25 protein-coding genes are annotated in these 24,945 nt (G+C 55.7%); 19 read left to right on the top strand and 6 right to left on the bottom strand.

The window, feature by feature from the left end:
- Nucleotides 1-367 precede the first annotated feature (367 nt).
- Nucleotides 368-1,279 (top strand): phosphotransferase family protein, encoded by a 912-nt coding sequence (locus tag ABWV47_RS18495; protein WP_353314597.1) that lies wholly within the window; start codon nucleotides 368-370, stop codon nucleotides 1,277-1,279.
- Between the two features lie 164 nt (nucleotides 1,280-1,443).
- Here the strand turns inward: ABWV47_RS18495 and ABWV47_RS18490 are convergent, their stop codons facing one another.
- The 3 genes from ABWV47_RS18490 to ABWV47_RS18480 are packed head-to-tail and all read right to left on the bottom strand — an operon-like array spanning nucleotide 1,444 to nucleotide 3,128.
- Nucleotides 1,444-2,007: a CIA30 family protein gene (locus tag ABWV47_RS18490; RefSeq protein WP_353314595.1), complete on the bottom strand. Its 564-nt coding sequence runs from the start codon at nucleotides 2,005-2,007 to the stop codon at nucleotides 1,444-1,446.
- A 13-nt stretch (nucleotides 2,008-2,020) separates the two neighbouring features.
- Entirely contained in the window at nucleotides 2,021-2,473 is a 453-nt protein-coding gene (locus ABWV47_RS18485) for a TspO/MBR family protein (RefSeq protein WP_353314593.1), read from the bottom strand.
- Between the two features lie 37 nt (nucleotides 2,474-2,510).
- Nucleotides 2,511-3,128: an aggregation factor core gene (locus ABWV47_RS18480; protein WP_353314591.1), complete on the bottom strand. Its 618-nt coding sequence runs from the start codon at nucleotides 3,126-3,128 to the stop codon at nucleotides 2,511-2,513.
- Nucleotides 3,129-3,153: 25 nt separating this feature from the next.
- Here ABWV47_RS18480 and ABWV47_RS18475 point away from each other — a divergent pair, with 25 nt between their 5' ends.
- Both ABWV47_RS18475 and ABWV47_RS18470 read left to right on the top strand, forming a co-directional pair.
- Nucleotides 3,154-4,653 carry a cryptochrome/deoxyribodipyrimidine photo-lyase family protein gene (locus ABWV47_RS18475; RefSeq protein WP_353314589.1) on the top strand — a complete coding sequence of 500 codons (1,500 nt, stop codon included), beginning with the start codon at nucleotides 3,154-3,156 and terminating at the stop codon, nucleotides 4,651-4,653.
- An 18-nt stretch (nucleotides 4,654-4,671) separates the two neighbouring features.
- The gene (locus tag ABWV47_RS18470) at nucleotides 4,672-4,803 is read left to right on the top strand and encodes a DUF2256 domain-containing protein (RefSeq protein ID WP_353315221.1); all 132 of its coding nucleotides are present in this window, start codon (nucleotides 4,672-4,674) and stop codon (nucleotides 4,801-4,803) included.
- 4 nt (nucleotides 4,804-4,807) lie between these two features.
- Here the strand turns inward: ABWV47_RS18470 and ABWV47_RS18465 are convergent, their stop codons facing one another.
- Nucleotides 4,808-6,361 carry a cryptochrome/photolyase family protein gene (locus ABWV47_RS18465; RefSeq protein WP_353314587.1) on the bottom strand — a complete coding sequence of 518 codons (1,554 nt, stop codon included), beginning with the start codon at nucleotides 6,359-6,361 and terminating at the stop codon, nucleotides 4,808-4,810.
- A gap of 16 nt (nucleotides 6,362-6,377) precedes the next feature.
- Nucleotides 6,378-6,899 carry a glutathione peroxidase gene (locus ABWV47_RS18460; protein ID WP_353314585.1) on the bottom strand — a complete coding sequence of 174 codons (522 nt, stop codon included), beginning with the start codon at nucleotides 6,897-6,899 and terminating at the stop codon, nucleotides 6,378-6,380.
- A 381-nt stretch (nucleotides 6,900-7,280) separates the two neighbouring features.
- On the opposite strand from ABWV47_RS18460, the gene murD reads away from it, so the two are divergent.
- Nucleotides 7,281-8,684: a UDP-N-acetylmuramoyl-L-alanine--D-glutamate ligase gene (gene murD / locus ABWV47_RS18455; RefSeq protein ID WP_353314583.1), complete on the top strand. Its 1,404-nt coding sequence runs from the start codon at nucleotides 7,281-7,283 to the stop codon at nucleotides 8,682-8,684.
- A 71-nt stretch (nucleotides 8,685-8,755) separates the two neighbouring features.
- The gene (locus tag ABWV47_RS18450) at nucleotides 8,756-9,073 is read left to right on the top strand and encodes an HPF/RaiA family ribosome-associated protein (protein WP_353314581.1); all 318 of its coding nucleotides are present in this window, start codon (nucleotides 8,756-8,758) and stop codon (nucleotides 9,071-9,073) included.
- A gap of 8 nt (nucleotides 9,074-9,081) precedes the next feature.
- On the opposite strand, the gene ABWV47_RS18445 is transcribed toward ABWV47_RS18450, so the two are convergent.
- Nucleotides 9,082-10,263 (bottom strand): BaiN/RdsA family NAD(P)/FAD-dependent oxidoreductase, encoded by a 1,182-nt coding sequence (locus ABWV47_RS18445; RefSeq protein WP_353314579.1) that lies wholly within the window; start codon nucleotides 10,261-10,263, stop codon nucleotides 9,082-9,084.
- A 390-nt stretch (nucleotides 10,264-10,653) separates the two neighbouring features.
- Here ABWV47_RS18445 and ABWV47_RS18440 point away from each other — a divergent pair, with 390 nt between their 5' ends.
- From ABWV47_RS18440 to lpxC, 14 genes are all read left to right on the top strand, one after another.
- Nucleotides 10,654-11,544 (top strand): LysR family transcriptional regulator, encoded by an 891-nt coding sequence (locus ABWV47_RS18440; RefSeq protein ID WP_353314577.1) that lies wholly within the window; start codon nucleotides 10,654-10,656, stop codon nucleotides 11,542-11,544.
- 97 nt (nucleotides 11,545-11,641) lie between these two features.
- Nucleotides 11,642-12,604, top strand: coding sequence for a glutathione S-transferase family protein (locus ABWV47_RS18435; protein ID WP_353314575.1), 963 nt, complete (start codon nucleotides 11,642-11,644; stop codon nucleotides 12,602-12,604).
- 190 nt (nucleotides 12,605-12,794) lie between these two features.
- A complete protein-coding gene (ftsW, locus tag ABWV47_RS18430) occupies nucleotides 12,795-13,961 on the top strand; it encodes a putative lipid II flippase FtsW (protein WP_353314573.1) in 1,167 nt (388 codons plus the stop codon).
- Between the two features lie 13 nt (nucleotides 13,962-13,974).
- On the top strand, nucleotides 13,975-15,072 hold the full coding sequence (locus tag ABWV47_RS18425) for a UDP-N-acetylglucosamine--N-acetylmuramyl-(pentapeptide) pyrophosphoryl-undecaprenol N-acetylglucosamine transferase (protein WP_353314571.1): 1,098 nt from the start codon (nucleotides 13,975-13,977) through the stop codon (nucleotides 15,070-15,072).
- 1 nt (nucleotide 15,073) lies between these two features.
- Nucleotides 15,074-16,480 carry a UDP-N-acetylmuramate--L-alanine ligase gene (murC, locus tag ABWV47_RS18420; RefSeq protein WP_353314569.1) on the top strand — a complete coding sequence of 469 codons (1,407 nt, stop codon included), beginning with the start codon at nucleotides 15,074-15,076 and terminating at the stop codon, nucleotides 16,478-16,480.
- A 91-nt stretch (nucleotides 16,481-16,571) separates the two neighbouring features.
- Nucleotides 16,572-16,841, top strand: a complete 270-nt coding sequence (locus tag ABWV47_RS18415) for a DUF2484 family protein (protein WP_353314567.1) — start codon at nucleotides 16,572-16,574, stop codon at nucleotides 16,839-16,841.
- Nucleotides 16,838-17,083 (top strand): DUF2484 family protein, encoded by a 246-nt coding sequence (locus ABWV47_RS18410; protein ID WP_353314565.1) that lies wholly within the window; start codon nucleotides 16,838-16,840, stop codon nucleotides 17,081-17,083. The genes ABWV47_RS18415 and ABWV47_RS18410 overlap by 4 nt, the downstream gene beginning before the upstream one ends.
- Complete coding sequence (locus ABWV47_RS18405; protein ID WP_353314563.1) at nucleotides 17,080-17,394, top strand: hypothetical protein; 315 nt, start codon at nucleotides 17,080-17,082, stop codon at nucleotides 17,392-17,394. The genes ABWV47_RS18410 and ABWV47_RS18405 overlap by 4 nt, the downstream gene beginning before the upstream one ends.
- 72 nt (nucleotides 17,395-17,466) lie before the next feature.
- Nucleotides 17,467-18,393, top strand: a complete 927-nt coding sequence (murB, locus tag ABWV47_RS18400) for a UDP-N-acetylmuramate dehydrogenase (protein WP_353314561.1) — start codon at nucleotides 17,467-17,469, stop codon at nucleotides 18,391-18,393.
- A gap of 236 nt (nucleotides 18,394-18,629) precedes the next feature.
- Entirely contained in the window at nucleotides 18,630-19,544 is a 915-nt protein-coding gene (locus tag ABWV47_RS18395; RefSeq protein ID WP_353314559.1) for a D-alanine--D-alanine ligase, read from the top strand.
- Entirely contained in the window at nucleotides 19,532-20,410 is an 879-nt protein-coding gene (locus tag ABWV47_RS18390; protein WP_353314557.1) for a cell division protein FtsQ/DivIB, read from the top strand. The genes ABWV47_RS18395 and ABWV47_RS18390 overlap by 13 nt, the downstream gene beginning before the upstream one ends.
- Nucleotides 20,407-21,741 carry a cell division protein FtsA gene (gene ftsA / locus ABWV47_RS18385; protein WP_353314555.1) on the top strand — a complete coding sequence of 445 codons (1,335 nt, stop codon included), beginning with the start codon at nucleotides 20,407-20,409 and terminating at the stop codon, nucleotides 21,739-21,741. The genes ABWV47_RS18390 and ftsA overlap by 4 nt, the downstream gene beginning before the upstream one ends.
- A 361-nt stretch (nucleotides 21,742-22,102) precedes the next feature.
- Nucleotides 22,103-23,767, top strand: coding sequence for a cell division protein FtsZ (gene ftsZ / locus ABWV47_RS18380; protein ID WP_353314553.1), 1,665 nt, complete (start codon nucleotides 22,103-22,105; stop codon nucleotides 23,765-23,767).
- Between the two features lie 209 nt (nucleotides 23,768-23,976).
- Entirely contained in the window at nucleotides 23,977-24,900 is a 924-nt protein-coding gene (lpxC, locus tag ABWV47_RS18375) for a UDP-3-O-acyl-N-acetylglucosamine deacetylase (protein ID WP_353314551.1), read from the top strand.
- Nucleotides 24,901-24,945: the final 45 nt, after the last annotated feature.

Below are 24,945 nucleotides of genomic sequence, written 5' to 3'. Positions count from 1 at the left end.
GAGCGCATTGACGTGCATGCCGGGAGGGGCAATACCCTTCGCCCATCCGCAAAATACACTTTCAGCAGTGGCCCCGACTTGGCCACTGCTGACGGTCGTTTTTTTGAGCCGGAGCCTCGTGGGAATGTGGCAATCACGGTCCAAATCTTCCTTTGGTGCCAAGCACGTCTAACCGCAGCTCGCAGCCCTAAGTAGCCACGACGTTTCAGGCATCGATTGACAAAAGCCGACGTTCATGGAGTTGTTTCCCAGTGACGGTATACGGGACGAAGCCGCCGCTCGACCTTCCAGATTGAACGACAATTTTTAGAATTTGAAAGTCTGCCATACAAGGCTCCTATCCCAGCAAGCACGGGCCATCGCAAGAATGACTGATGACTTAAAAATCGAAGCCATCATCTCCGATATTGGCACATCTGTTGTCTCGAAGGAGAAGCTCAAAGGCGGCTTCTCGCATGAAGCGTGGTTGGTGAAGTGTTCGGACGAAAGACGCGTCGTCGTGCGGTTTGGTGACGCAAACTCTTTGATCGAAGCAGCGGTCCTGTCATTGGCAAAAACAGTTGTTCCAGTGCCCAATGTGTTGTCATTCGGCGACGACTTCACGGTTCTAAGTTTCGTTGAAGGTCAGACTTTAGAAGAGGTGTTGCTTACCCACAGCCCCCGCGAAGATTTTAAAAAATTGGCTAATCAACTTGGGCAAATGGTCGCTGCGATTGGCAGCATCCAGTTTGGACGACCCGGCTTTTTCGAGAGTGACGACTTAATACCGTCGAGCGAAGATCTTTGGTCGCAGCAGCTCGTGATGTTCTGCGCAGATCAACTTGCCTCTTCGGACCGCTTTTCTTCCTCTGAGTCGGCTGATTGGATGCATTTGTGCAAACAAAATTCAGGAGCTTTAGAACCCGTGGACTTAGTCAGCCGGTTTGTCCACTCGGATATGAATCCCAAGAACATCATCGTAGATTGCATCAATAACGAGTGGCAGATCGCAGCAATCATCGACTGGGAGTTTGCCTATTCAGGTTGTCCCTTTGCTGACGTGGGAAACTTCTGCCGGTTCCCAACCGACTATCCAGCAGGCTTTTTGGCAGCGTTCATCCGCGGCTTTGAATTAGCCTCACCGCAGTTGACCGACCAATGGAAACTTCAAGCACGTATTCTGGATATGTTCGCTCTGAGTGCTCTGGCCGCAAAGCCGAAAGGGCACAAAATCGGTGACAAGGCTGAAGCGATCATTCGCGAATGGTCTGCAAATGGAATTCCACCATTAGCTGTTTAGCTCCCGCCGAAGCTGACATTGTTGCAATCCGCAGCACCAAGCATTTGGGCTCTAAGCTGTCGTTGGTTGCGATTTCCGCTTGTTTCAGACTTCCAAAGCTCGTGATGTGGATAGAGACGTCAAAGAAATGGACGCGTCAGCGGGTTTTGATCAGGGCTTAAAACCTAGCGCGCAGCCTCATACCAGTCCACTTCATGGACGTCGACGAATGCTGTGTGATCCCGACCAAACGCGACAATACCAATCGATGTGATTGTTTCTGCACGTGGCGTTTGCCTGAGAAATTGGCCGGACGGCTTAAATGTATCTAACGGCAGTTGGATGTCGGACCAATTGGACGTGGTCGAAAACTGTGCCTGATAGTACTGCCAAGGCAGGCGGGTGCCTTTGGTGCGAAGATGCACAAAATAAGTGTCGCCATTGCCGCGAACCTTTAGGCGTACACCTTCGGTGCTACTGGGCAAACGCTTGGATAGACTGCGCCGAACCTGGATGAAGCCACCATTGTTGTCTGTGCTAACCTGACCTGCCAATCGGACAAATGCGCCGGTGGCATCGCGCTCAAAAGTGGCACTGCCCGCCGAAACGCCGCCCATCACAGTGTCGGCCAAATAGGTCCAACTTGTTGCCGGATCACTTTCGAAGGTTTCAAACATCGCTTCCGCACCGGCAGTTGAAGACAGGCTGAGGGCCACAAGACTTGCCACAAAACATTCACGCATCCGCATCACCCCCGTCTCCCTAATTAAAAATCGCTATGGACAGGTTCAACAAACTCGCAAAGCTGACCCAGACCAAATACGGAATGAACGCCAATGCGGACAACCGATCTCTGGACCAAGTGCCGCGTATGAAGAGCGCAATCACAGCCAAGAGGGCGAGGATCACCGCCAGCGCCAGCCATGGCTGCTGTAAGACAAAAAACATCGGCGACCACAAGAAATTCAGTAAGAGCTGCACCCACCAGAGGGTCAGGTAGCCGCCTTCATTACGTGCTTCATACTGGCGCCACCCGGCCATTGCGATCAGCACATAGAGGGTTGTCCACACGGGTGCAAAAATCCAATTGGGCGGATTGAACACAGGTTTGTCCAAGGCCGCATACCATGGGCCTGGCGCTGTGAGCGTGCCTATCAAAATACCGCCGCCCATAACCAACAGGAGAAAGGCGATGCGGATCGTCCATTTTGTCACGGTTGTCGTTCCACTTTGTTGGCAGCAGTGCGTTGCATTAGCATGAAAAGCCTACAACCCAAGCCTTGGCCGCCGTGTCAAACTGCGCCGACCTTTGACCTTGTGATCCGATGAGGGTCACCGTTGCGTCGGCAATTTCAGATCCGGACACTGTGATCTCGCGTGCACCAAGCGTATCATCAACATCGGTTGTAAACGATATCTTGTCGCCTGAGCTCAGCTTAGATATGCGCAGATCCACTGCGTTTTGTCCGTCCATCACAGCCGGTACTGATGCAAGCGCGTCTTTCCCAGTCACCACTTCAAATGGTTGAAAGACTTCCACACCGGCCCCGCCATCAGCAACGTCAAAGATCAGCGCGCCTTGAGACGTGGACATGTCCAGCGTGATGACGCTCTCGCGCAGCACGCAGTCCCCCTCGTTCTTGATCTCAAAGCGATCCTTTGGTGCACCTTCTACAAAACGGACGCTGAGGTCGGCGTGCACTGGGCTGGCGATCAAAGTGACGGCGACGATGGCATGGGCAAAGCGCAAGCGTTGAAACATCTGTGAACCTTTCAGGTTGTCTGTTGTTCCGTCTACGTCGCGGTACGAACCCAAGATCAATTTTTTCTGATCTGAAGTCGTCCGGATACCGACCGTTCCCGTATCCAACAGCAAAGCAGTAGAGGAGGGTCGGGTGCAATTAGTTTGGTTCAAACGCGACCTTCGCGTGCAAGACCATGGCGCGCTGTCCTTTGCGTCGCAGCGCGGTCCGGTCCTGCCTTTGTATGTTGTTGAGCCGGACTATTGGGCGCAGGGTGATGCATCACGTCGGCAATGGGTGTTCGCATCGGAGACACTTGCGGAGTTGAGAAAGCACCTTGCAGGCTTGGGTCAGCCGCTTGTTGTGCGGGTCGGAGATGTTGTGGAGGTCTTAGACAGCCTGCAACGGGAACATCGCGTGGAGGTGCTCTGGTCGCATGAAGAAACCGGCAATGGCTGGACTTATGCACGTGACAAACGGGTGGCAGCTTGGTGTCGCGAACGCGGTCTGCCTTGGCACGAGATCTCACAGCATGGGGTGCAGAGACGTTTGGCGTCGCGTGCTGGATGGGCAGGTCACTGGGATCGCTTTATGGCAGAGCCAATGGCCCAACCGCCCGTTTTGGCGCCAGTCCACATTGCCGCCGGACAGATCCCAACTGCCTCAGATCTGAACCTTGCTGCCGATGGTGCGACTGATACGCAGCCTGCGGGGCGCCATTTGGCGCAAGAGCTGTTGTCGTCTTTTCTGGCGGAACGAGGACAAATCTATCGCCGCGCGCTGTCTTCGCCAGTGACGGGCGCACATGCCTGTTCCCGGCTGTCGCCGCATTTGGCCTGGGGCAGTCTTTCTATGCGAGAGGTTACGCAGGCGACTTGGGCAAAACAAAGGGACGTGAAAGCGCGTGGTTTGCGAGATGGCTGGAGTGGGGCGATGTCGTCGTTTTCCAGTCGCTTGCATTGGCATTGTCATTTTATCCAGAAGCTAGAGGACGCGCCGCGTATTGAGTTTGAAAACCTGCATCGCGGCTACGATGGTATTCGGTCGTCTGCGCCCGACAGAGAAAGACTTGAGGCTTGGGCGCGGGGGGAAACCGGATTGCCGTTTGTGGATGCCTGCATGCGCGCGCTGCGTGCCACCGGGTGGCTGAACTTCCGTATGAGGGCCATGGTCATGTCGGTGGCGAGCTATCACCTGTGGTTGCATTGGCGGGCTCCGGGGCTGGCGCTTGCGCGGCTGTTCACCGACTATGAACCCGGCATTCACTGGAGCCAGGTTCAAATGCAGTCTGGCACCACGGGGATCAACACCGTGCGGATTTATAATCCGGTAAAACAGGGACAAGATCAGGATCCAACAGGCGCGTTTACCCGGCGTTGGGTCCCGGAACTGGCCCAAATTGAAGACCGTTTTTTGCACGCGCCGTGGCAAGCTGACAATGCAAGCGCTGTTCTGGGCCGTGCCTATCCCATGCCCATTGTGGATCATCTGAGTGCTGCGCGTGACGCACGTGAGCGCGTTTGGGCCGTGCGCAAAGGAGCGGCGTTCCGTCAGGAAGCACAAGAGCTTGTGGTGAAGCACGCCAGCCGGAAACCCACGCGCCTGCGCGAAAACAAAAAAGCCCCCACGGCACAACTTGACCTGCCGTTCTAAAAGGAGGGTCTGATGAAGATGCGTAAGAAATCTGACCTGCCCAGCAAGATTTGTGTCCGGTGTGAGCGACCATTCTTCTGGCGCAAGAAGTGGGCCAAGGTATGGGATGAGGTTCGGTATTGCTCGGAGCGCTGCAGGCGTGGCGGATAAGAAGTCAGCTGGACAGGCCATCCAGCACAGCTGACGCGCTGCTGCGATAAGCATGTTGTTTGTCCGGGCTCATCCGGTCCCAAGTGCGGTAGGCATGCCCAAGGCGCGGGTTTCCGCGCAGTTTTGCTTCGTTGCGTATGAGGAAGTCCCAGTAGAGCGGATTGAAAGGGCAGGCATCGGCACCGGTTTTCTGCTTCACATCGTAACGGCATCCCTGACAGTGGTCGGACATCTTGTTGATATAGTTTCCACTGGCCGCGTAGGGCTTGGAGGCCAGCAAACCGCCATCCGCAAACTGGCTCATGCCAATGACATTGGGGGCTTCGACCCACTCGTAGGCATCCGCATACACGGCCAGATACCATTCATGTACTTCATGGGGATCGACCCCAGCCAACATGGCAAAATTGCCAGTGACCATAAGACGTTGGATGTGATGCGCGTAGGCGTGGTCGCGGGTTTGCGAGATGGCTGCGGCCATACAGGCCATGTCGGTTTGCGCGGTCCAATAGAAAGCGGGCAGCGGGCGTTGCGCGTCAAAGAAATTGGCCTCTGTGTAGCCCGGCATTTTGAGCCAGTAGATGCCACGCACATACTCACGCCAGCCGATGATCTGGCGGATGTAACCCTCTACCGCATTTAGAGGCGCATCTCCGTCATAGAAGGCGCGCTCCACGCGGCGGCATATTTCCAAAGGCTCAAGCAATCCGGCGTTGAGATACAAAGCCAAAACCGAGTGATATAGAAAAGGTTCGTCTGTCAGCATGGCGTCTTGATAATCGCCAAACAGCGGCAGGGCGGATTGAACGAAATGCTCCAACGCCAGCAGTGCATCTGTGCGAGTTACGCCAAACCAAAACGGCTCAAGAGCGCCAAAATTGTTGGAAAAACGGGTGCTGACAAGCGACAAGACATCCTCGGTGATCGCGTCGCGCATCGTGTGCCGGGGGTGTGGCATAAACAGATCGCCTTTGGCAGGCTTGCGGTTCTCGGCGTCATAGTTCCACTTACCGCCTTCGGGCGCGTCACCCTTCATCAGAAGACCGGTTTTGCGGCGCATCTCGCGATAGAAAAACTCCATTCGGAGCTGTTTTCGACCCAGCGCCCATGCCTGAAATTCAGCGTGCGTGCAGATAAATCGCTCGTCCTCGCGCATGTCTAAGGCAATGTCTTTAGACTTGGACCAGCTCAAAAGCGTTTGTTTGAGCCGGAACTCCCCGGGCTCCGTCATCACAACCTTTGCGCAGCCAAATTGCTCCAGCTCGTGGGTCAGTTGGTTTGGTAAGCTTCCCGCATTATCGTCATCGTCCAGTTGCACATACCTGACCGCCCACCCTTCTTGTCGCAGCAGCTTTGCGTGATGCCGCATGGCCGAGAACAAAAATGCAATTTTCTTTTTGTGGTGTGGCACGTAGCTGGCTTCATCAGCCACCTCCGCCATAAGGATCACATCTCGCTCTTTGTCTGCATTGCGCAGCGAAGAAATGTTCAAAGAGAGTTGATCCCCCAATAGCAGGATCAGGCGCTCGCACCGTTTCAAGGTCGTCTCTTTAGTCATGCGATCTACCAAAGGCTTACTTCAAAAGGTCTTCGATTTGGCTGGTGATGGCGTCAGACATCGGCTTTGTGTTGGATCCAAACTGGGCAACAACCGTGCCGTTCGGGCCAATCAGGACTTTGCTGAAATTCCAACGGGGCACAAATCCCGCCTCCTTGCGCAAGGACACAAAGAGCGGATGTGCTGATGGGCCTTTCACAGAGGTGATCCCAGTCATCGGCATGTCGATGCCATATTGCAGTTCACAGAACTCTTTGATGTCGGCGTTTGATCGCAACTCCTGTTTGAAGTCGTTGGAGGGAACTGCAAGCACAACCAGCCCTTGATCACGATAGGTGTCGTATAAATCTTGCAGTCCGCGATATTGCTTGGTGAAAGCACATTGTGAGGCAGTGTTCACCACCAACACCGGCTGTCCTGCCCAGTCGGACACGGCGAGCGTGCCGCCATCAATCGAGTCAAACTTTGCCGACACGTCCAAAGCAAGGGCCGCACCTGCAGCAGACAGCGCGCCCATCAATGCAACAAGGAACTTCATAAACGTTCTCCTTTATAGGGTTACGACAGTTCGGGAACATTGGATGTTCTTTCCGCTTTCTTTTTGGCTTTCATAGATGGGCGTTTCTGACCCTATGAGGAGACAGGTGTGCTGCGCGCCATCCGACGCGCCCGCCTGCCGTTTGACCATGCCATCGGAGCCGGAAATCCAGTGCTGTTTTGGGCTGCGCGCGATCCTTCACTTTGCGACCGGGCCAGATAAAATGTCGCGTAAGACCGACCAACTGCGGCTTTGGGCCATTGGTGCCGACGGTCGACCATTGATACCGGTCGTATCCGGATCAAGGCGCCTTGGGCTGCCACTTGTGCCTCAGCGCTCGGGCGGGCACTCTGCCAGAAAACATGAGGTGGGTGACGCGCAATGATTCCGGTACAAGGATACGAAAACGCCAAGGTGGCTGTGTTGGGACTGGGCCGCTCGGGATTGGCGGCGGCGCGTGCCTTGCGCGCCGGCGCGGCAGAGGTCCTCTGCTGGGATGACAACTCCAACGCACGCGAAAACGCAGAGGCCGAAGGTTTTCTGTGCGCTGACTTGCTGAAGCAAGGTGCCTTTGAAGGTGTCGCAAGCCTGATCGTGTCGCCGGGCATACCACATCTCTATCCCGCACCAAACCCTGTGGTCGCTGCAGCTCTGGATGCGGGGGTGCCGGTGGACAATGACATTGGCCTGTTCTTTCGCTCCTTTGCCACGCGCCAATGGGACAGTTTTGAAACCACACCCAAAGTGGTTGCTGTTACTGGCTCTAATGGCAAATCGACCACCTCCGCGCTGATCCATCATGTCCTCACCGAGGCGGGACGCCGCACACAATTGGCAGGCAACATTGGCCGCGGTGTGCTGGACCTAGACCCTGCGGAGGATGGCGACGTGATTGTGCTGGAGCTTTCCAGTTATCAGACCGATCTTGCGCGCAGTTTGACACCCGATATTGCCGTTTTCACAAACCTCAGTCCCGACCATCTTGATCGGCACGCGGGCATGGGGGGGTATTTTAGCGCCAAGCGCCGCCTGTTTGCCGAAGGTGGGCCGGATCGTGCGGTTGTGGGTGTGGACGAGAATGAGGGCAAATACCTTGCCGGACAGCTTGCTGAGGGTGTGGCGGATGACCGGGTGATGCGCATCTCTACCGAGCGCAAATTGACCGGTTCGGGATGGAACATCTTTGCGCGCAAAGGGTTTTTAAGTGAATATCGCAAGGGGCGTCAGGCAGGGTCGATTGATTTGCGCGCGATCAAGGGCCTTCCCGGGGCACATAACCATCAGAACGCCTGTGCCGCCTATGCGGTGTGCCGGGCCTTGGGATTGGCTCCGCGGGTGATCGAGGCGGCGTTTGCCAGCTTTGCAGGTCTGCCACATCGCAGCCAGATCATCGCGGAGTCGGCTGGTGTGACGTATGTGAATGACAGCAAAGCCACCAATGTGGATGCCGCCAAGAAAGCACTGTCCGCGTTCAAAAATATCCGCTGGATTTGCGGTGGTTTGGAGAAAGAAGGTGGGCTTGGCGATTTGTCAGACAGCGCCAGTGGTGTGCTCAAAGCTTATGTGATTGGGCGCGAGGCCGCCAATTTCGCAATGCAGCTAAAAGGCATAGAGACAGAGGTCTGCACCACCATGCAAGAGGCCGTGCAACGCGCGGTCTCGGATGCACAATCTGGTGAGACCGTGCTGTTGGCGCCAGCGGCCGCTAGTTTTGATCAGTACGACAGTTTCGAAAAACGCGGCGCGGATTTTGAAGCCTGCGTCAAAGCCTCCATAGGTCTGTAAAATAGGCCCAATAACTTGTTTTTGTCCGGATCATGCATAGCTCTTTTGTGTAACAATGAAAGGCACATCAGATGCAGATTCAGGTAAACACAGACAACTTTATCCATGGTGACACACGGGTGATTGAGGTGGCCGAACGGGCCGTCACACAGGATCTGGATCACCTGAGCGAGCGGTTGACTCGTATAGAGGTACATCTCAAGGACCAGAACGCTGACAAGCACGGACCTGATCATATTCGCTGTACTCTAGAGGCCCGGCCACGCGGCATGGGCCCGATGTCAGCACATCACGATGCGGCAGACATTTCGGCCGCGCTTAAAGGCGCAGCCAAGAAACTGCGCAGCCGTCTGTCCAGTGAGTTTGGTAGGGCAGATCAACACCGTTGATTGGCTCTCTAGGGCCGTCCGGCAATGGCTTTTCCGGCGGCCCAACCTGAGGACCATGCCCACTGAAAATTGAACCCGCCTAACCAGCCGGTGACATCCACAGCTTCGCCGATCACGTAGAGACCGGGCACAGCTTTCGCTTCCATGGTTTTGGACGACAGTGCATTGGTGTCAATCCCACCCAAGGTGACCTCGGCGGTGCGATAGCCTTCGGTGCCGCTGGGCTGCAATTCCCAATGTTGCAACACGTCACACAGCGACCGCAGTGCGCTGTCAGATTGATCCGCAAGATTGCCGGACAGATCCATGATACCGGAAAGATGCTCGACCAGCCGTGACGGCAGAAGTGTGGCCAGTTCGGTTGTCAGATTGCGGCGACCTTGGGCCTGTCGACGTGTGCGCAACTCTTCAAACGGATCACCGTTTGGAAACAGGTTGAGGCTGATGGAGTGTGTCTCTTGCCAGTAAGAGCTGATTTGCAGCATAGCAGGGCCGGACAGACCACGGTGGGTAAACAGCATGGCTTCGTCAAATTGGGCCCCGTTGGCGCTGGCACGCACAGGGTGTGCGACACCTGCGATGGGCGTAAACCGCCCATCTGAGAACGTGAAGGGCACAAGACCTGCACGTGTGTCGGTGACGGCCAGCCCAAATTGGTGCGCAATGTCATATGCCAGACCAGTGGCGCCCATTTTGGGGATGGATTTTCCACCTGTCGCCAGAACCAGATTTTTCGCTTTCAGAGTTTGGCGCAGCCCATCTTTTTCGACCTCAACGACAAACTCTGTTCCTGTGTGCGCCACCGAAACGATTTTTGTTTGTAGCCATAGTTCGGCGCGGGCTGCCTCCATCTCCGCACGCAACATGGCGATGATCTCTTTGGCAGAGGTGTCGCAGAACAGCTGGCCAAGGGTTTTTTCATGGTAGGCGATGCCATGTCGCGTGATCAGATCGATAAAGTCCCATTGGGTGTAACGACTGAGCGCAGACTTGCAGAAATGCGGGTTGGCGGAGAGGAAGTTCTGAGGGCCTGCGTACATATTGGTAAAATTGCAGCGTCCGCCTCCGGAGATGCGAATTTTTTCGCCCGCTGCTTTGGCATGGTCCAACACCAACGTGCGCCCGCCTGCGTGCGCGGCGCACATCATGCCGGCGGCCCCGGCGCCAAGGATGAGTGTGTTCCAAGTCATGGTCGCGGCGTGCCTGATCGATGGCGGCGGGTCAAGAGTGGTTGCGCGTTTCACGGCAATACGTGGTCGTGATCAAGCTTTGGCGCCGACAGACAGCCAAGGCAGGGCCCGCATGTGATGATTTGCGGCATGTTGTTGGCGCGCTGTAGGTCAAAATCGTGCCTCTACGATGGTGAAGCGCAAATTTTCTTGATGGGCACCCTCGGGAAGGCACTCTTACCAAAAAGCCGAGAGACGAATGAGCATCCCGCTCATACATGCAATGTCGCAGTCGTGGCCTTTGTGAGGGGTCTAATCTTTGAGAATGATTTTGTGAGTAAAAAGTATTGCCGCAAATATGAGTGCAGATGAGGCTTTGTTTGCCAAATAAACAACGATACGTTGATAGTCATGGACAGAATTGACTTAATGAGAGCCTATGTGGCGGTGGCAGACTCCGGATCCTTTGTGGGCGCGGCGCAACGGTTGAGCATCACGCCCCAATTGGTGAGCAAATACGTCCGCACGTTGGAAGATCACCTTAGTGCGCAGTTGTTCATTCGCTCGACGCGCAGTGTGCGACTTACCGAGACCGGCGCGGCGTACCTAGGAAAATGCCGCCAGCTGTTGGACGACTTCGAAGAGCTCACCGCAGCTGTGCGCCAGGATCATCGCGCTCCGCAGGGCAGGCTGACGATTGCGGCGCCGACCACCTACGGCGAGATCCATTTGGCAGATGCCATCGCCGAATTTGCCTTAACTTACCCCAGAGTGGAGATCGATCTGCGCTTGTCAGATCGCTATGTCAGCCTTGTAGATGAAGGCATTGATGTGGCTATTCGTATTGGTCATTTAGATGATTCAAGTTTCGTTGCGCGTAAGTTATCCGACGCACAACTCGTCTATTGCGCAACTCCACATTATCTTGATCGCAACGGGCGTCCGCAAAGGCCAGAAGACCTGACCCAGCATAGTTGTGTGATCGATGCCAACTTTCGGGCCGGTGATCGGTGGCCGTTTGTTGTCGAAAGCCAAGATGTTCAGATAACCGTGTCGGGCCGTTTGCGGGCCAATAGCGCAAGTGCTGCGCGACGGTTTGCATTGAAGAACGGCGGTATTTTGCTTTGCCCCAAGTATGTGATCGCGGACGATTTGGAAAAAGGTCGATTGCTACCAGTTCTGGACCAGCACTGGCCGCAGCCTCTGGGCGTTTTCGCCGTGTACCTTGAGAACCGCCATCTCTCTGCGAAGATACGCGCCTTCGTTGATTTTATGCGCCAAAATTTACGCCAGCCCAATTAGCAACAAAATGACGATTAAGTTGGTCCAATTCTATCCATTATCATGATGATGGGTTGAGTTTATCTGTGCCTTCATAACTTAGACGAAAGGAAAAGATATGTTGGTCAACGGGACATGGGATGCAGAGTGGCAACCCGTTCAATCATCTGATGAAGAGGGGCGGTTTGTTCGACAGACGTCAACATTTCGCCAATGGGTGACACCTGATGGTACTCCGGGACCGGAAGGCCAACCGGCCCTGCGCGCAGAAGCGGGGCGCTTTCATCTGATTGTTGCCTATATATGCCCTTGGGCATCGCGCGCTTTGATGGCGAGAACCCTAAAAGGGTTGGAAAACGTGATTTCGGTCTCTGTTGTAGATCCTCGATTGTCTGATCAAGGCTGGACCTTCGGTGATTTCCCCGGTGCGACCTTGAAGGATGAGCTGATCGGGGCAAGCTATATGCATGAATTCTACACCCACACTGACCCCGATGTCTCCGGTCGCGCAACGGTTCCGGTGCTCTGGGACAAGAAGACCAATCGTATCGTGAACAATGAAAGTGCGGACATCCTGTGCATCCTTAACGACGGCTTTGGTGAATTGGCGGACCCTCGCATTGATCTGCGTCCAGCCGATCTGCTGTCTGAAATCGAACGGTTGAACACGCAAATGTATGAAAGCTTCAATAACGGGGTCTACAAGGCCGGATTTGCATCGACGCAGTTGGCTTATGAAGAGGCCAATCAGAGTGTGTTTGCAACATTGGATTTGTTGGAGACACAGCTTTCCGATGGGCGTCGGTTTTTGTTTGGTGCGAAGATCACCGAAACCGATTTACGCGCGTTTGTGACTTTGATCCGCTTTGATGCCGCCTATTTTGGTTTGTTTAAAACCAACATTCGTCGCGTCGCGGATTATCCCAACTTGCAGAATTTTCTGAAGTCCGTTTTGTCGCTAAAGGGTATTCGCGACACAGTGCGGATCGATCACATTCAGGCCGGATACTACTCTATCAAGGCTCTGAATCCGCTCGGCATCGTTCCACAAGGGCCAGATTTGTCCGACCTTGGTCTTTGACGAGGCATGCGGGCCGCAGTGATCAATTGGGCATTTGTTCAGCGCGACGTTCGGCGTCACATCAAATGGGCGCAATTTGGCCGGAGAGGCGAGACGTTTATCTCTTTTCTTTTCATGAAGGCCAATGGGTGTTAGGCTGTCCCTTAGACCCGGAAAACGGGCGTTTTGAGGCAGAGATCGGCGGATTTCGATGACAGAGATGGTATATGGCGCGTTGCCCCAGCGGGCACGTGAACCTGTGATTCCAAAGTGGTGGCAGACCTTGGACAAATGGACGATGACGTCCATTTTGCTTTTGTTTTGCATTGGCTTGATGTTGGGTATGGCGGCCAGCCCGCCTCTCGCCGCCAAAAATGGCTTTGAGCCGTTTCACTACGTCAAAAAACAAGTGGTCTTTGGCGGTGCGGCGATGGTCGCTATGGTTGTCACCTCGATGATGACACCCACTCTTGTGCGGCGTCTGTCGGTTGTTGGCTTTGCTGTGGCGATGGTTGCGATGATGCTGTTGCCGATTTTTGGCACCGATTTTGGCAAAGGCGCGACGCGGTGGTATTCGCTAGGTTTTGCGTCTTTACAGCCTTCTGAGTTTCTGAAGCCCGGATTTGTTGTTGTGTGCGCGTGGCTTATGGCCGCCAATGAAGAAATCAACGGGCCGCCCGGACGACGTTGGTCGTTTCTCTTGATGATGACCATTGTGTTTATGCTGGCGATGCAGCCTGATTTTGGGCAGGCCTGTCTGATCCTGTTTGGCTGGAGCGTGATGTATTTTGTCTCCGGCGCGCCGATGATGTTGATTGGTGGAATTTGCTTGTCACTGATCCCAGTGGCCAATTTTGCCTATAACAATTCAGAGCATTTTGCGCGTCGGATTGATGGTTTTTTGGATCGCTCTGTCGATCCAACCACGCAGATTGGCTATGCCACGGAAGCCATCCGGGAGGGCGGATTGTTTGGTGTCGGCGTGGGGGAGGGGCAGGTAAAATGGTCACTGCCTGATGCGCATACGGATTTCATCATTTCGGTGGCTGCGGAAGAATACGGCCTGATCTTGGTGTTTGCGATCATGTTCCTCTACGCGACGATTGTTTTGCGCTCTTACTTCCGACTCATGCGGGAGCGTGACCCGTTCATTCGTCTGGCGGGCACCGGCCTTGTGGCGATTTTCGGCGTACAAGCGCTGGTCAACATGGGGGTCGCGGTGCGCCTATTGCCCTCAAAAGGCATGACTTTGCCATTTGTCAGCTACGGTGGCTCCTCTCTGATTGCGGGGGGGATTGCAGTTGGCATGATTTTGGCGTTTACCCGCTCCCGCCCACAGGGCGAACTCAGTGACATTCTCCGCGGTCATACGCGATAAAAAGGCAGACGCTATGAGCAAACAACCCCTTCTGGTGATCGCAGCGGGTGGCACGGGTGGGCATATGTTCCCAGCTCAGGCCTTGGCAGAAGTCATGTTGCGCAGAGGCTGGAGGGTGAAACTTTCCACCGATGCACGTGGCGCGCGCTACACCGGTGGATTTCCACATACTGTTGAGATTGAGGAAATGAACTCAGCCACGTTTGCACGTGGTGGGGTGGTGGCGAAGCTGGCGGTGCCGTTCAGAATTCTTGCTGGTGTGCTCGGCGCAATGGTCAAAATGCGTCGGGACCGGCCCGATGTGGTTGTTGGATTTGGTGGCTATCCGACCATTCCCGCGATGGGAGCTGCGTGGTTGATGAAACTGCCGCGGATGATCCATGAGCAAAACGGCGTGTTGGGCCGCGTCAATCAGGTCTTTGCAAAACGTGTGGATGTGGTGGCTTGTGGTACATGGCCGACAAAGCTTCCGGACGGAATAGAAGGGACACCTGTCGGCAATCCAGTGCGCAAATCGGTTATGGATCGTGCAGGGGCAGGGTATATTGCCCCCGGTGACTATCCGATGTCTGTGTTGGTGATTGGCGGCAGCCAGGGCGCGCGCATACTAAGTGATCTTGTGCCCTCCGCCATTGCGGCGTTGTCGCCCGATATTCTTAAGAACCTAAGGGTCAGTCATCAGGCGCGCGGCGAAGATTTGGATCGGGTCACCGCGTTTTACGACGATCACGGCATCTCTGCCGACGTGCAGGCGTTTTTTCAAGATGTCCCCGCACGTATGAGCGAAGCACAGCTGGTGATTTCACGCTCTGGTGCCAGCTCGGTGGCCGATATCAGCATCATTGGCCGCCCGTCGATTTTGGTGCCTTTTGCAGCGGCAGCCGGAGATCATCAGACCGCCAATGCCCGAGGTTTGGCTGAAGCCGGGGGGGCAATTGTCATCCCAGAGGGCCTTCTGACAGAGGCCGCACTTACCGAGAACATCACAACCATCCTGTCCGACCCTCAAGGCGCCACGCAAATGGCGCATGCAGCGCTGTCGGCAGGGAAACCCGATGCCACAGAGGCGCTTGTTGCGCTGGTCGAGCAGCTGGCCGAGAAGGACCAATAATATGAACGCAGCAACCAAACTTCCCGGCGACGTGGGTGCAATTCACTTTGTGGGCATTGGCGGAATCGGCATGTCTGGCATCGCTGAAGTGCTTTTGAATCATGGCTACTCGGTGCAAGGTTCTGATCTTAAGACCACCAAGATCACAACGCGTTTGGCAGAGATGGGCGCGACCATATTTGAAGGTCAGCGCGCAGAGAATTTGGAAAACGCCCAAGTTGTGGTGATCTCCTCCGCCATCAAGCCAGGCAATGCAGAGCTGGATGAGGCCCGCAGGAAAGGCCTGCCGGTGGTGCGGCGTGCGGAAATGCTTGCTGAGTTGATGCGGTTAAAATCCAACATCGCGGTTGCTGGTACACATGGCAAAACCACCACCACAACCATGGTGGCCGCGCTTCTGGATCATGGCAAGTTTGACCCCACGGTGATCAACGGCGGCATCATCCATGCTTATGGCTCCAACGCCCGTGTGGGCGAGGGGGAGTGGATGGTTGTCGAGGCTGACGAAAGTGATGGCACGTTTAACCGCTTGCCAGCCACCATCGCCATTGTCACCAACATCGACCCGGAGCATATGGAGCATTGGGGCACCGAAGAGGCTTTGCATCAAGGGTTCTACGATTTTGTCTCCAACATCCCATTTTACGGATTGGCCGTCTGTTGTACCGATGATCCGGATGTGCAGACCTTGGTGGGCAAGATCACCGACCGGCGTGTGGTGACTTTTGGCTTTAACGCGCAGGCCGATGTGCGGGCGGTGAACCTGACCTACAAATCGGGCGTGGCGCATTTTGACATTCAGCTGCAACTCGAAGGTAAAGTGATCGAAGGGTGCAGCCTGCCCATGCCGGGAGACCATAATGTGTCCAACGCGCTTTCTGCCGTCGCGATTGCGCGCCATCTGGGCATGAAATTGGATGAAATTCGGGCCGCTCTGGCTAGTTTTGGTGGCGTGAACCGTCGTTTCACCAAAGTTGGTGAAGTCATGGGCGGCGTGCCGGTGATCGATGATTACGGTCACCATCCTGTGGAAATTGCCGCCGTTCTCAAAGCGGCGCGTCAAGCGATTGGTGACAGTGGCGGCCGCGTGATTGCGGTACATCAGCCGCACCGTTTTTCGCGGCTGCATTCGTTGTTTGAGGATTTCTGCACCTGCTTTAATGAGGCGGATGTGGTCGGGATCGCGGATGTGTTTGCCGCCGGCGAGGCCCCCATCGAAGGTGCGAGCCGCGACGATCTAATCACAGGGCTGGTTGCACATGGCCACCGACATGCCGTTGCAATTTCTGAGGAAGCGGATCTGGTTGCGTTGGTAAAAGACGCGGCCAAGCCCGGCGATATTGTGGTCTGTCTTGGTGCGGGCTCGATCAGTGCCTGGGCCAATGCCTTGCCTGGGCATCTGGGATAAGTTTTGCGCCGTTCTGTTTCACTTCCTGACTTGCGCCAAGTGACGCCAAGTTTAGACTGTCTGCATATCTAATCATTTTGGGACATCTGTTGTGAGCCTGTCTTTGATCTTTGCCTGTTTCTGGGTGCTTGCAGCCGCCGGCGTGGCCATGCTTCCCATGCGCCGCCAGTACGCGCCCGGCCTTGCGTTGTTGGTCATGGCGCCGGTATTGATCGGTGTGATCTTCTATGAACATGGATGGCTCTTTGGTGGCGTTGCGCTTTTTGGGTTTTTGTCGATGTTCCGCCGCCCCTTAATGTTCTTTGGACGTAAAGCGCTTGGCTTGCCCGTTCAGGGGCCTGAAGCGGAGAACGATACGTGACGCTGTCTTTGACCTGCGCCTTTCTTTGGCTGGTCGCAGCCAATTTGCGGGCGATGTTCCCGTCCAAAGACCATCACTGGCGCTTTGCCTACGTGATGATTGCGATTGGTGTGCCGATTGTGATTGGCGTGGCCTATCAGCATAATATCTTGATTGCGCTGGTGGTTTTGCTCATGGGCGGATGGATCATGCGCTGGCCGGTGATCTTTTTTTGGCGCTGGCTCAAGAGGACTTTTGAATGATTGTGGATCTCACGCTTGGTCTCAATGCGGTGATTTGGTTTGCGGCAATGATTATGCCGGTTTACGGCGTGATCACCGGTTTCAAGTCGCGCCGGGATCTGATGTTGCGTGCCAGTCTGATTGTCGGCTCTCTTGTGGTGCTGCTTTTGGCGTTGGAGGTTTTGTTGAACGCCACCGCTGCTGACACTTACGCATCCACATTGTCCATGCTGCAAGGGTATCGGCCATGGCTGATATTTGGCGTGAGCGGCGCGATTGGTCTTGGATGGGCGCTGCACTATATCGGGTCAGCCGTGCGCAAGCGCAGCTAAGCAGGGCTTGTTTGGCCCCAGCGCCTTCGGTATCGGTGAGCTTCAAACCATATCGAGCACAAGGACTTTCTCATGACAGAGATGCCAACCCCGCGTGGGACATTGACCGAAGGCAGGGCTCTGTCGGAGCTGACGTGGTTGCGTGTTGGAGGTCCCGCAGATTTTCTATTTCAGCCCGCCGACGTTGCTGATCTGGCTGAGTTTATGAAGGCCTTGCCCAAAGATGTTGCGGTGTTTCCGATGGGGGTGGGGTCCAACCTGATTGTACGCGACGGCGGCCTGCGCGCGGTGGTGATCCGGATGGGGCGTGGTTTCAACCATATCGAAATCGAGGGCAATCGTGTGCGGGCAGGGGTGGCCGCGCTGGACGCTCATGTGGCGCGCAAAGCTGCGCAAGCTGGTGTTGATCTCACGTTTTTGCGTACCATACCCGGCGCGATTGGCGGTGCGGTGCGGATGAACGCGGGCTGCTATGGGAGCTACACAGCAGATGTGTTTGTTGAGGCCACGGCCGTCACGCGGGATGGGGCCATTGTGACACTGAGCGCTGATGATCTTAAGTTTCAGTACCGCCAAACCGATCTGCCTGAAGGTTGGGTACTCGTTGAGGCAATTTTGGAGGGGCCTTCGGGGGATCCAGAGGCCCTGGCCGCGCGTATGGAAGATCAGCTTGCCAAGCGAGACGCCACTCAGCCCACCAAAGATCGCAGCGCGGGCAGCACATTTCGCAATCCGGCGGGTTTTTCATCGACCGGGAGAGCCGACGACGTGCATGATTTGAAGGCTTGGAAGGTCATTGATGATGCGGGGATGCGCGGCGCACGGGTCGGGGGGGCGCAGATGAGCGAGATGCATTCTAACTTCATGATCAACACCGGTGACGCAACTGCCGCAGATTTGGAAAATCTCGGGGAGGAAGTTCGAAAAAGGGTTTTCCAAAACGCTGGAATAGACTTAGAGTGGGAAATCATGCGTGTCGGTGAACCGACAGCGGACTAATTCCGGACAGATGGCGCACTTTGAGCCAAAAAATAGAACCGGAAACGACAAGAAAACAAGGGCGCAAAGCCCTTAGAATATGGGCCTAGGGCCCAATTGAGAGCAGGGCCACGTGCCCACCCGAGCGGGCTTCACGCCTGAGATAAGAATGCAGCCCAAAACGGCTGTCATAATGAGTCCAAAGGGCTCGCATAAAAAGGGTCGCAAACGGCCCGTGAATTTGAGGCACAGTGGGCATGTCAGACAAGACACCCCGCAAAGTAGCAGTTGTGATGGGCGGCCCTTCGGCAGAACGGGATGTGTCGCTGTCAACAGGGCGCGAATGCGCTGCTGCACTTCGCGAAGCAGGATTTGACGTTGTAGAGCTCGACGCAGGGGCTGACATTGTTGCGCGCCTGAGAGACATTGCACCGGATGTGATTTTCAATGCCCTGCATGGGCGTTGGGGGGAAGATGGCTGCGTGCAGGGTGTCTTTGAATGGCTGCAAATTCCCTATACCCATTCCGGTGTGCTGGCGTCTGCTCTGGCGATGGACAAGCAGCGTGCCAAGGATGTGTTCGTCTCGGCAGGCTTGCCGGTTGTAAACAGCGTGATTGCCAAAAAAGCTGACGTTGCCCTGCGCCACGTCATGGCACCGCCTTATGTGGTGAAACCCAACAATGAGGGCTCCTCGGTTGGCATCTATATTGTGAACGAAGGTGCAAACTCACCGCCCCAACTGGCGGAGAGCATGCCAGATGAGGTTATGGTGGAAACCTATGCGCCCGGACGTGAACTGACCACAACGGTGATGGGGGATCGCGCACTTGGGGTCACCGACATCATCACGGACGGCTGGTACGACTACGAAGCAAAGTATGCGACAGGCGGATCGCGTCACGAAATTCCCGCGAATGTGCCGCAAGAGATCTATGACGCCTGCATGGCGTTTGCTGTGCGTGCGCACACTGCCTTGGGGTGTCGCGGTGTCTCGCGTACAGACTTTCGGTGGGATGAGGCCCGCGGTTTGGATGGCTTGATCCTGCTTGAAACCAACACCCAGCCAGGTATGACGCCAACGTCGTTGTCCCCGGAGCAAGCCGCCCACTGTGGCATGAGCTTTGCCGCGTTCTGCGCATGGATGGTGGAGGACGCCTCATGCGATCGATGAGGGCGGCCCGCCGCGACAACGCTCCGTCCCGTTGGGCATATCGTTTTGAACGGCTTATGCTGACGCCGCTGTTTCGACTTTTCTTACGGGTTGGGGTGCCCTTTTCCGTTGTGGCCATTGCCACAACCGTTTGGTTCTCCAATGAAACTCGCCGCGAGAACCTGAACCTCGCGGTCAATGATTTGCGGCGCAGTATTGCAGAGCGTCCTGAGTTCTCTGTCAGCGCCATGGCGATTGATGGTGCGTCAGACGGCACCGCCGAAGACATCAGAGACATTCTGGCGCTCAGCTTTCCGGTCAGTTCCTTTGACCTCGATCTGTCTGGCCTTCAGGCTCAGGTGGCAGACCTTCCAGCAATTGCCAGCGCCGCACTGAGAGTGAGACCCGGAGGTATTTTGCAACTCACCATCGTCGAGCGGACGCCAGTTGTAGTCTGGCGCACGCACGAAGGACTGACCCTTGTTGATCCGGATGGCCATGTCACGGGGCCGGCGATCAACCGCCACGCGCATCCTGAGATGCCGCTGATCGCGGGGGAGGGTGCGGACGCTCACGTTCTCGAAGCGCTGCGTCTCTTTGCGGCGGCGGCACCTATCGCGGATCGCGTGATTGGACTCGTGCGTGTAGGTGAACGTCGCTGGGACGTGGTGCTTGACCGCAATCAGCGCATTTTGCTGCCGGAGCAGAACGCAGAAGAAGCGCTGGACCGGGTGGTTGCACTTGGCAATGCAGAAGAGCTCTTAGAGCGCGATATTCAGATTGTGGACATGCGCTTGGCGCGTCGTCCCACCATCCAACTTACAGAAAACGCAGTAGAAGACTGGTGGCGAACCAGCAAGATGAATTTGGGGACGGCAGGACAATGACAGAGCTTTATCAAAGCCAGCGTGCCATGCGCGCGATGCGCAAAGCGGCGATGCAACGTGGCGTGATTGCGGTTCTGGATGTGGGGACGTCCAAAATCGCTTGTCTTGTGTTGCGGTTTGATGGCACCGATCGCTTGGCCAGTGTCGAAGGCATTGGCTCAATGGCTGGCCAATCCGGCTTTCGCGTGATTGGGGCAAACACAATTATGTCCCGCGGTGTGAAGTTTGGCGAAATTGCCACCATGCAGGAAACCGAACGTGCCATACGCACGGTGGTGCAAGCCGCGCAGAAGATGGCGAAGATCCGTGTAGATCACGTGATCGCCTGTTTTGCCGGTGCTGAACCGCGTTCTTACGGGCTGGACGGGCAAATTGACGTTGCCGAACATGTCGTGGGTGAACAGGATGTGGCACGGGTGCTGGCGGCCTGTGATGTGCCTGACTACGGCGCTGATCGTGAAGTATTGCATGCTCAGCCGGTGAATTTTGCACTTGATCATCGGTCTGGCCTTGGCGATCCGCGCGGACAGGTCGGACAAGTTTTGACCACTGACATGCATATGCTGACGGTTGACAAGGTCGCAGTTCAGAACCTTGTGCACTGTATCAAGCGTTGCGACTTGGAACTCGCGGGCATTGCGTCCTCGGCTTACGTTTCCGGCCTTTCGGCATTGGTTGAGGATGAGCAAGAGCTGGGTGCTGCCTGTATTGACATGGGCGGTGGGGCGACCAGCCTGTCGATCTTTATGAAGAAGCACATGATCTTTGCCGATACCGTACGCATGGGCGGAGATCATGTGACCAGCGATATCTCGATGGGCCTGCAAGTGCCGACCAACACGGCTGAACGGATCAAGACCTTTTACGGAGGCGTTGTGGCCACCGGCATGGATGATCGTGACATGATCGAGTTGTCCGGTGACACTGGCGATTGGGAGCATGATCGCCGTACCGTGAGCCGTGCGGAATTGATCGGCATTATGCGTCCAAGAGTTGAGGAAATTCTGGAAGAGGTGCGCGCCCGCTTGGACGGCGCAGGCTTTGAACATTTGCCAAGCCAGCAAATTGTGCTGACTGGTGGGAGCAGCCAAATTCCTGGTCTGGATGGATTGGCCACAAAAATTCTTGGTCAACAAGTGCGCTTGGGCCGCCCTATGCGCGTGCACGGACTGCCACAAGCGGCCACTGGCGCTGGGTTTGCGGCAACGGTTGGCATGTGTCTCTTTGCCACCCATCCTCAGGACGAATGGTGGGACTTTGACTTGCCAGCGGACCGCTATCATTCACGCACGCTTGGGCGCGCGGTGCGATGGTTTAGAGAAAACTGGTGAGGAATAGACAGAAACACATTTTCGGGGGTGACCTTCTTTTCAGGCTCGTTTAAGATTTTGGTAACCGCGACAAAAACGCGGATTCATCAGGCCGAGCAGTGGCCCCCGACGTAAAACAAACTCCATTTCGTGACATCCTCCGTGTCTCGGGTGGTTCCTTAGTGTTGTGCTATGTGTGGATTGCCCCGCGAAATATGGCGGTTTCGGCAAGATACCGCTAGTTTTCAAGTTTTTGCCCCATATTTTGTGGCTAAATGTGCTTTTTAGGATGACGATTCCTGAAAGCCTGTTTAATAATGGCTGTGAGTAGGCAGAAACTCGCCCGCTATGCGGGAACGAAAAAATACAGGCGGACAGTTCTATGACATTGAATCTGACAATGCCCGATGAGGGTGATCTGAAACCCCGCATCACCGTGTTTGGTGTTGGCGGTGCAGGTGGCAACGCGGTCAATAATATGATCGATAAAGAGCTTGAAGGCGTTGAGTTCGTGGTTGCGAACACAGACGCGCAGGCGCTGCAGCAGAGCAAATCTGAAAGCCGCGTGCAATTGGGCGTGAAGGTTACCGAAGGTCTGGGCGCTGGGGCGCGCGCAGCCGTAGGTGCCGCTGCCGCCGAAGAAAGCATTGAGGAGATTGTTGATCACCTCGCAGGTGCGCACATGTGCTTCATCACCGCCGGTATGGGCGGGGGAACAGGCACGGGCGCAGCCCCAATTATTGCGCAAGCTGCGCGTGAGTTGGGTGTTCTGACCGTTGGTGTTGTGACCAAACCGTTTCAGTTTGAGGGCGCAAAACGTATGCGCCAAGCGGAAGACGGTGTGGATCAACTGCAGAAGATGGTCGACACACTGATTATCATTCCAAACCAGAACTTGTTCCGCCTTGCCAACGAGAAAACGACCTTCACCGAGGCGTTCTCCATGGCGGACGACGTTCTGTATCAGGGCGTCAAAGGCGTGACGGATCTGATGGTGCGTCCGGGTTTGATCAACCTCGACTTTGCCGACGTTCGTGCTGTGATGGACGAAATGGGCAAAGCGATGATGGGCACCGGCGAAGCAACCGGTGAAGATCGCGCCATTCAGGCCGCTGAGAAAGCCATTGCCAACCCGCTGCTGGACGAGATTTCACTGCGTGGTGCCAACGGCGTGCTGATCAACATCACTGGCGGTCACGATCTGACTCTGTTTGAGCTGGATGAAGCTGCCAACCGCATCCGTGAAGAAGTGGACGCGGACGCCAACATTATCGTTGGCTCTACCATGGATGACAATCTTGACGGTGCCATGCGCGTGTCTGTTGTTGCCACAGGGATTGATGCTGCGGAGACAACTTCCGCCATGCCATTGCCACGCCGGTCGATGAAGGCGCCATTGGCACAATCACCAGAGGAGGCGGCTGCTGTTGAAGCTGCAGCTCCGCAACAACAAGCTCCTGCAGCGTATTCCGCGCCGCATGAGTCAGAGGTGGTTGCAGCGGAACCTTCGTTGTTCCCGCAAATTGACGCACAGCGTGCAGCTGCTGCGGAGCAAATGGAAGACATCTTTGAAGAGCCTGCGCCAGTGTCCGCGCCGGCCGCACCAACCTTTGATGCCGCATCCGCCGGTGCTGACGTGCCGGCTCCGGCGTATCAGCCGTCTGCTGCTCAGCAGGTTCAGCCACAGATGTTTGAGGAAGAAGAGCCTCAGGATTTTGTCGCCCCTCAGCGCCCAGCACCGGGCACACCAACGCCTCAGCTGATGCAACGCTTGCAGGCTGCTGTTGATAAAGCCCCGGCAGCTCCGGCCCGTCCGGTGGTTCCAGATGCGGAACCTAAGGCCGAAGAACGCCCTCGGTTCGGTATCAATTCATTGATCAACAAAATGACTGGGCAAGCTGGCGAGCAACCCGGCGCGCGCGCTCCACAACAGATGCCTGCCGCACGTCAACAGCCAGCGGTTCAGTCCAGCGAACCTGCGACTCAGATGGACGAAGATCAGGAACGGATCGAAATTCCGGCTTTCCTGCGCCGTCAGGCGAACTAAATTATCGACCATACCTCGTGAGAAGGTCGCCTTTCGGGGCGGCCTTTTCTCTTTTTGTATCAACGACTTTCGACGGGGATGGCGATGTTTTGCCGAAGTGTTACATTCATGTTTCAGATCGTTGCAAAGCTTTATTTGAGATGACGGGCTGAAGCCACTACCTCAAGGATGCGGCCAATGGGGTGTGCCGCGCCACATTGGGGAAACGCGTGCAAGCCACACTTAAGACACCAGTTCATTTTTCCGGCACCGGGCTACATTCCGGTGCAGCAGTACATCTGACCGTGTGCCCTGCATCATCCGATTACGGCATTTGGTTTAAACGCACTGACGTTCTCTTGGGCGATTCCATGGTGCCTGCCCGCTGGGATGTGGTGGAACAAACTGCACTTTGCACACGCATCAAAAACGACTCGGGCGTCACGATCTCCACCATTGAGCACCTGATGGCCGCTCTGGCGGGCTGTGGCATTCACAATGCTTTGATCGAGTTGGACGGCCCCGAGGTTCCAATTCTTGATGGCAGCGCAGCAGAATTTGTTCACAGTTTTCTCAGAGCGGGTATTGTGTCACAAGGCACACCGGCTTGGGCCGTGGAAGTTTTGAAACCCGTATCCGTGCAGCGAGGCGACGCAATTGCAGAGCTGCACCCTGCGGAAGAAATGCGGATTGATTTCCACATCGATTTTGTTGACGAAGCTATAGGTCAACAGACCAAAGGTCTGAACTTGGCCAATGGCAGTTTTGTGCGGGAACTCTGTGACAGCCGGACGTTCTGCCGTCAGGCGGACGTCGACGCGATGCGCGCCAATGGCTTGGCTTTGGGGGGTGATCCTGCGGAAAATGCGGTGGTGTTTGACGGCGCCCACGTCGAAGCAGCGGGCGGATTGCGTCATGCGGATGAGCCTGTGCGCCACAAAATGCTGGACGCCATGGGTGATTTGTATCTCGCCGGGGCCCCGTTGTTGGGCCAATATCGTGGACACCGCGCTGGTCACGCATTGACCAATGCGCTTCTTCGCGCGCTTTTTGCCGATCCAAGCAACTGGCGCATGGTGCAATGCACTGCAGCACAGGCCGCACGTTTGCCTGGCGCAGGGGTGCATATGGGCGAATTTCCTGCCGTCGCTTGATCCATCTCACGTCAATTCCTTCCAAAGGCGTTTTGCCTCGGAATT

This window comes from Shimia sp. NS0008-38b, assembly GCF_040370365.1.
In the GTDB taxonomy this organism is placed as follows: domain Bacteria; phylum Pseudomonadota; class Alphaproteobacteria; order Rhodobacterales; family Rhodobacteraceae; genus Shimia.
Note: the sequence above shows the minus strand (reverse complement) of the source record. Positions and strands in the feature narration are given on the sequence as shown.